The organism is Anaeromonas gelatinilytica, assembly GCF_016820635.1.
In the GTDB taxonomy this organism is placed as follows: Bacteria; Bacillota; Clostridia; order Tissierellales; family SIT17; genus Anaeromonas; species Anaeromonas gelatinilytica.
Map to the genome: position 1 here is coordinate 1 of NZ_WSFU01000069.1, position 6,037 is coordinate 6,037.

Below are 6,037 nucleotides of genomic sequence, written 5' to 3' on the forward strand. Positions count from 1 at the left end.
AACTCGATAAAAGGGCTTTACCTGAAATTGAATTTGAAAGACAAAAAGAATATATTAAACCAAAAGAAGAAACAGAAAAATTATTAGCCGAAGCTTTTGAAGAAGTATTAGGTATGAAGCCAGTTGGACTTGAAGATAGCTTTTTTGAATTAGGAGGAGACTCTATAAAGGCTATTCAAGTGTCTTCTATAATGCGAGAGAAAGAATATAGTCTTAATATTAAGGATATTATGAGGCTGCAAACTGTAGGTGAAATTTGTGCTTCAAAAGTTATGGAAAAGGAAATTGATGAGTATAGTCAAGAGCCAATATCAGGAAAAGTAGCCCTTTCTCCAATACAAAGTAGATTTTTTGAATTAGATTTGGAAAATAAAAATCATTTTAATCAATCTATAGTTTTAGAAATAGATTCACATTTAAAAGAAGATATTTTAAAAAAATCGTTGGAGAAGATAGTAATACATCATGATATGTTAAGGGCTGTTTATGATTCAGATCAAAGAATTAAGTTGCCTGATGAAGTCAAAGATTTAATAGTTTTCAATCAGATATTTATAGAAGAAGTATTAGAGGAGAATATAAAGGAAGAGATTGAAAAGATCATTAAATATGAACAGGGTACTATAGATATAGAAAATGGACCTTTGCTTCATTCAGTATTATTCCATACTAATGTTAAAGATTATTTAATGATATGTATACATCATTTAGCAGTAGATGGTGTTTCCTGGAGAATATTGACAACGGATATCTTTACGGTTTATGGACAAATAGAAAGAAATGAAGAAATTAGGTTAGCAAATAAGACAGCTTCATATTTAGATTGGGTAGAGAGTTTAAAGGAATTTGGAAAGAGTAATGAAGGAAAGAATGATGAAGACTATTGGAGAAATGTTGTATCTGAAGGAAAGATTGCAGATAAACTATTTTCTAAACCATTAGTACAAAATAATGTGGAAAAACGAATGTCTTTATCAAGTTTCTCATTTTCTAAAGAAAAGTGTACAAGAATGATGAAAGAATACCAGGAGATTTTTGGACTTCAAACTGATGAATTTTTTATTATGGCTTTAAGTATTGCTTTGAATAAATGGAAAGATATATCATCTTATGCGTTGGAGATTGAAACCCATGGTAGAGAAGAACTTTATAAAGATATTAATATTAATAGGACTGTAGGTTGGTTTACTAATCTGTTCCCATTAGTCTTAAATAATAGTTCTAATATAAATGATGTAGCAATGGAAGTAAGAAGAAAGTTTTTAAAGATTCCTAATAAAGGGATGACCTATGGAATATTAAAGTATTTAAATGGTAATAGGTCATTAAATATGCATGCTGACTTAGGGTTTAACTTTTTAGGGGATACTTCTATAGAAAATAATAATCTTAAGGGAATAAGATATTGTAATGAATTTAATCAATTTGATATCAATATTAAAAATGTATTATTTCATCCTTTAACAGTAAATGGAGCCTATGTTGAAAATAAAGTGATATTTACTAATTATTATGATAGTTTATTTGTTAGTAAAGAAGATATAGAGGAGTTTGAAGATTGTTTTGTAGAGGCTCTTAATGATCTCTATGATTTTGCATATTCTGATTTAATGTTTAAAGAACCAGTAAATATTGTAGAGGAAGTAAGTGATATTGAGTTTTCAAGTGAAGAAGTAGATTTACTTAATCAGCTAATGGGGGAGATGGAATAAAATGATTAAAGGAAAAGCAATTAAGACATCTTTTGTAGGGCCACTTAAAAGTAATGACAAAAAAATTTCAGAGTATATATATGAAAATAATAGAAGAAAGTATTTCCTGGCAGTGCTTTTTTCAGTAATATCTTATACGCTTAGTGTAGGAGTTGCGCTTATATTACAGCAATATATTGATAAAGGGATTGGCGGAGGATTTCAGGAACTTTATCGTTTAATATTTATTTCAGTAGTATTTATAGGAATAAATATTCTAGTTAATTTGATTGAAACTATTGTTGTGAATAGATTTGCTAAAAAAGCATTGCAGAACCTAAAAAGAATAATCGTAGAAAAAATTTTGACTTTAAGACTTAAGGACTTCAATAAAGAGAAAACTGGGACATATATTTCTATACTTAACAATGATTTAACAATTATAGAGCAGGACTACATTCGTGGAGGTATTACATTAATATCACAAACAATTATGATAGTTGTTGGTATACTTCTTATGTTTTATATTAATTGGAAACTAGCAATATGTGTATTAGCGTCCTGTGTACTACCTTTGATTGTTTCAGCTATATTTAATAAAAAATTAGAGATTGCTCAAAATAATGTATCTTTAAATAATAGTAAATATACTTCCTTTATTAAGGATATACTTACTGGATATTCTGTGATTAAAAGTTTTAATATTGAAAAAGAGGTACTTAATTTATCAGAAAGTAAAGTAAATGTTCAAGAAAGATCTAAGGAAAAGTATCAAATATTGCTTGGTCTTGTAAGGGCTTTGACTCAAAATAGTACTATTATAATTGTAATAGTATTGTTTGTTGTAGGGGCTTGGCTTACTATAAAAGGACAAATGACTATAGGTGGAATACTTGCTTTTGTACAGCTTCTTAATAATGTGACTTCTCCTATAAATGAAGTGATTTCAGGTCTAGCTAAAAAGAAAGCTAGTGTACAGCTATTAGAAAAATCTGATAAGTTATTGAGAAAAGAAATAGAAAAGGGTATTAAGGTTCATAAGATAAATATAGAAGAGAACATCAGAATAGAGAATATGAGCTTTGCATTTGACCCTAGTGGAGAAAATGTACTAGAAAATATTAATTTAGTTTTTGAAAAGGGAAAATCCTATGCAATCGTTGGATTAAGTGGTAGCGGGAAATCTACATTACTTAAACTTTTAGCAGGGTATTATGATTGGTTTGAAGGAAATATTTATATTGATGATATTGAAATAAGAGATATTCATGAAAGGTCTTTGACTCAATTGTATAGTATCGTACAACAGGATACTTTTGTTTTTGATGATACTATTGAAGAAAATATTAAACTTTATAGAGAATGGCCAGAGGCTCAAGTAAATTTTGCTATTAGCAATGCAGGTATGAATTCCTTCCTTGAAGAAAGAGGAGGATTGCAAGTGCTGTGTGGAGAAGGTGGTATGGAATTATCAGGCGGAGAAAAGCAAAGAATTTCTATTGCAAGAGCATTACTTAAGGAACCACCAATACTACTTATGGATGAGGCTACTTCTGCCTTAGATTTAAAGACAACTAGGGAATTAGAATCTTCTCTTAGTGATTTAAAAGATATGACAAGAATAGTTATAACTCATAAAGTAGATGAACAATTATTAAAAGATTATGATTGTATTATAATGATGAAAGATGGAAGGGTTTCTGAAATGGGTAATATTAATGAGTTATTACAAAGAAAGGGAGAATTTTATTCCCTTTGTCAATTAAGCGATGAATTAAGTGAGGTGTAAAAATGATGAAAAGTAAAAGTATTATACTAATAAGTGTATTGCTTATATCTATTGTTTTAGCAGCATGTTCCATTGAATCTCATGAAAGTGGATCCAGTGAAAATGAAAATACTGATAAAAATATTAATGAAGAGGATGTAAAAGTAAGTAAGGAAGAAGACATTAATCAGGAAGAAAATAAAAATGATGAAAGGACTAATGATATGGAGCCTTATTCAATTGTCATTGATAAAGTACAAAATAAGAAAACAAAATTAGTAGGAGACATAGTATTTGATGAAAATTTTGATGGAGTTTGTGAAGTAACGGGTAATGATTCAGATCTTGTTGCTGTATCAATAGATGAAAATAAGAAAACTATTAATATAAGTAGCAATAAAAGATACTTAGATACTTCTGGTAATCTGGTCATAAAGCTTGGTGTACCTATAAAAGAGATAAATATAAATCAGGGTAAATTTAATTTAGATATGTCTGTAAATTCTGTAGAACAATTTCAAGGAGTCTTTGAATGTGCGATTAATGGAGAAATAAAAAGTAATAATGTTAATGTCCTTGATTTAGATTTTCTTGGTGCAGGTAATATTGATTTAACAGGGAATGCAGAAAATTTGGATGTTTTTATAGAAGGATCTTCTGTTATAGAAGGTGAGAAAATGGAAGCAAATGATGTAAAAGTTAAATTAGAAGGTGTTGGAAGTTGTAGTGTATATGCCCATGACACCTTAGATGCTTATGTTGAGGGGGTAGGAAGTATAATCTATTATGGTAATCCAAGTTCAGTGGACAAGAAAGTAGAAGGATTAGGATTTATAAAGAAACATGATTAGAGTTAGAATTTAAATTAAGGAGGAATTATTGTGAAAAGAATAATGCTTCTGTGTTTACCTTATGCAGGAGCTTCTGCAACAATTTATTATAAATTGAATCCTTTTTTGGAGGAAAGAATTAAAATGATACCAATTGAATTATCAGGGAGAGGTACGAGGGAAGATGAACCTTTATTATTTTCTTTTGAAGATGCAGTTGATGATGTGATTAGTGAAATTGAGTATAATGTAGATTCAGATGATGAGTATATGCTTTTAGGTTATAGTTTTGGTAGTATATTATCTTATGAGGCAATTCTTCGGTTGAAGAAGAAACCTCTACATTTATTTCTTGCTGCTTTTCAACCACCTATGTATAAATCATCTTATACAGATACATTAAGATTAAATGATAAAGATTTTGTTTATAGATTAGTAGAAACTGGTGGAATAGATAATAGTGTAATTAAAGATATGAAATTATTTGAACCTTTTATACCAATAATAAGAGCAGATTATAGTGCTGTTGAAGATTATAAATTTAAAAAACCTCGTAAAAAAATTAAGTGTAATGCTACTATTTTTTATACAAAAGAGGATGAATATAGCGAAAAAATTCGTGATTGGAATCATATTTTTGATTTTCCTTGTGAATATAAAGAGTTTGCAGGAGACCATTTTTTTATAAGGAGAGAATATAATAAAATAGCTCATATTATAAATAGTGTAGCTATGAGATATTTATAACGAACAAAGGTGATATGATGAAATGTATAATATAATCTTAAAGATAGCTTAGAAGATGAGATTTTATTTTCTAGGCTATCTTTATTTTAGTTAGATCTTGGGTTATTAATATTCTATTTTTGAAATGATAAAAGCATTTAAAGCTGAAGGCCATTATCTTAATTACCTTAATTTCATTATTAATTCCTTTATCTAAGATAATAAAAAGAAATATGATATTAAATTGTTATATGAAATTCTACATCTAACTCGTAGCATATATTATGACTGCTGACTTACAGACAGTTGAGATCCACATATTTACATAACCTAAAAGAAACAGCCGATAACTGCAAGTGAGTTTCTTTCACGTTATCGGTTCTGCGTCTTTGCGTCTGGCTCTTTGATAACTGTCATATTCAGTTGTCACACCTTGATTAGTGTTTCCTGTAAAACTCAATCTTTTTTCATTTTCCTAGTGAATACGAAGATGGCTATGATGACGGTCGAACCGGCATATCCAAGCTAACTATAATCTAAATTGTGCAGAATCATCATTTAGGAGATATGTTTCAAAGCATGAAGAGTTTAATAATTATTTTTAAAAAAAAAGAAAAAACTATGATTCAAGCATTGCTCCTATGAGACATGATTTACTTCAACAGCCAAAAAAAGCGAAGTTAGAGAATGGGCTTGATGCTAGATTAAAATATTTTACAAAATACAAGCTATTAATTATTAATGAATTAGGTTATTTACCTATCAATAAAGATGATTCAAAGTTATTTTTCCAACTCATAGATTTGAGATATGAGAAAAAAAGCACTATTTTTATAACAAATATAAATTTTAATAATTGGGATGAAGTTTTTTATGATGTAGTAATAGCTAATGCAATTTTAGATAGAATTTTACATTATGTTCATATTATATCTATTAGTGGAAAATCATATAGATTAAAAGATCATTTTGATCAAGAGAATGAATAAAAACCTACATTCTTAAATGAGCAAAAGTTTACA

General features: G+C 28.5%; 5 protein-coding genes. All 5 read left to right on the forward strand.

From position 1 onward, the window contains the following. Positions 1-1,712: condensation domain-containing protein (locus GOQ29_RS05590; RefSeq protein ID WP_252187521.1), on the forward strand; the 1,712-nt coding region annotated here is incomplete at its 5' end. Position 1,713: 1 nt separating this feature from the next. Further along, complete coding sequence (locus GOQ29_RS05595; RefSeq protein WP_203371665.1) at positions 1,714-3,480, forward strand: ABC transporter ATP-binding protein; 1,767 nt, start codon at positions 1,714-1,716, stop codon at positions 3,478-3,480. A 2-nt stretch (positions 3,481-3,482) separates the two neighbouring features. Beyond that, a complete protein-coding gene (locus GOQ29_RS05600; RefSeq protein ID WP_203371666.1) occupies positions 3,483-4,310 on the forward strand; it encodes a GIN domain-containing protein in 828 nt (275 codons plus the stop codon). Positions 4,311-4,340: 30 nt separating this feature from the next. Continuing rightward, complete coding sequence (locus GOQ29_RS05605; RefSeq protein ID WP_203371667.1) at positions 4,341-5,036, forward strand: thioesterase II family protein; 696 nt, start codon at positions 4,341-4,343, stop codon at positions 5,034-5,036. Positions 5,037-5,656: 620 nt separating this feature from the next. Then, the gene (locus tag GOQ29_RS05610; protein ID WP_286672866.1) at positions 5,657-6,004 is read left to right on the forward strand and encodes an ATP-binding protein; all 348 of its coding nucleotides are present in this window, start codon (positions 5,657-5,659) and stop codon (positions 6,002-6,004) included. The last annotated feature ends 33 nt before the right edge of the window (positions 6,005-6,037 follow it).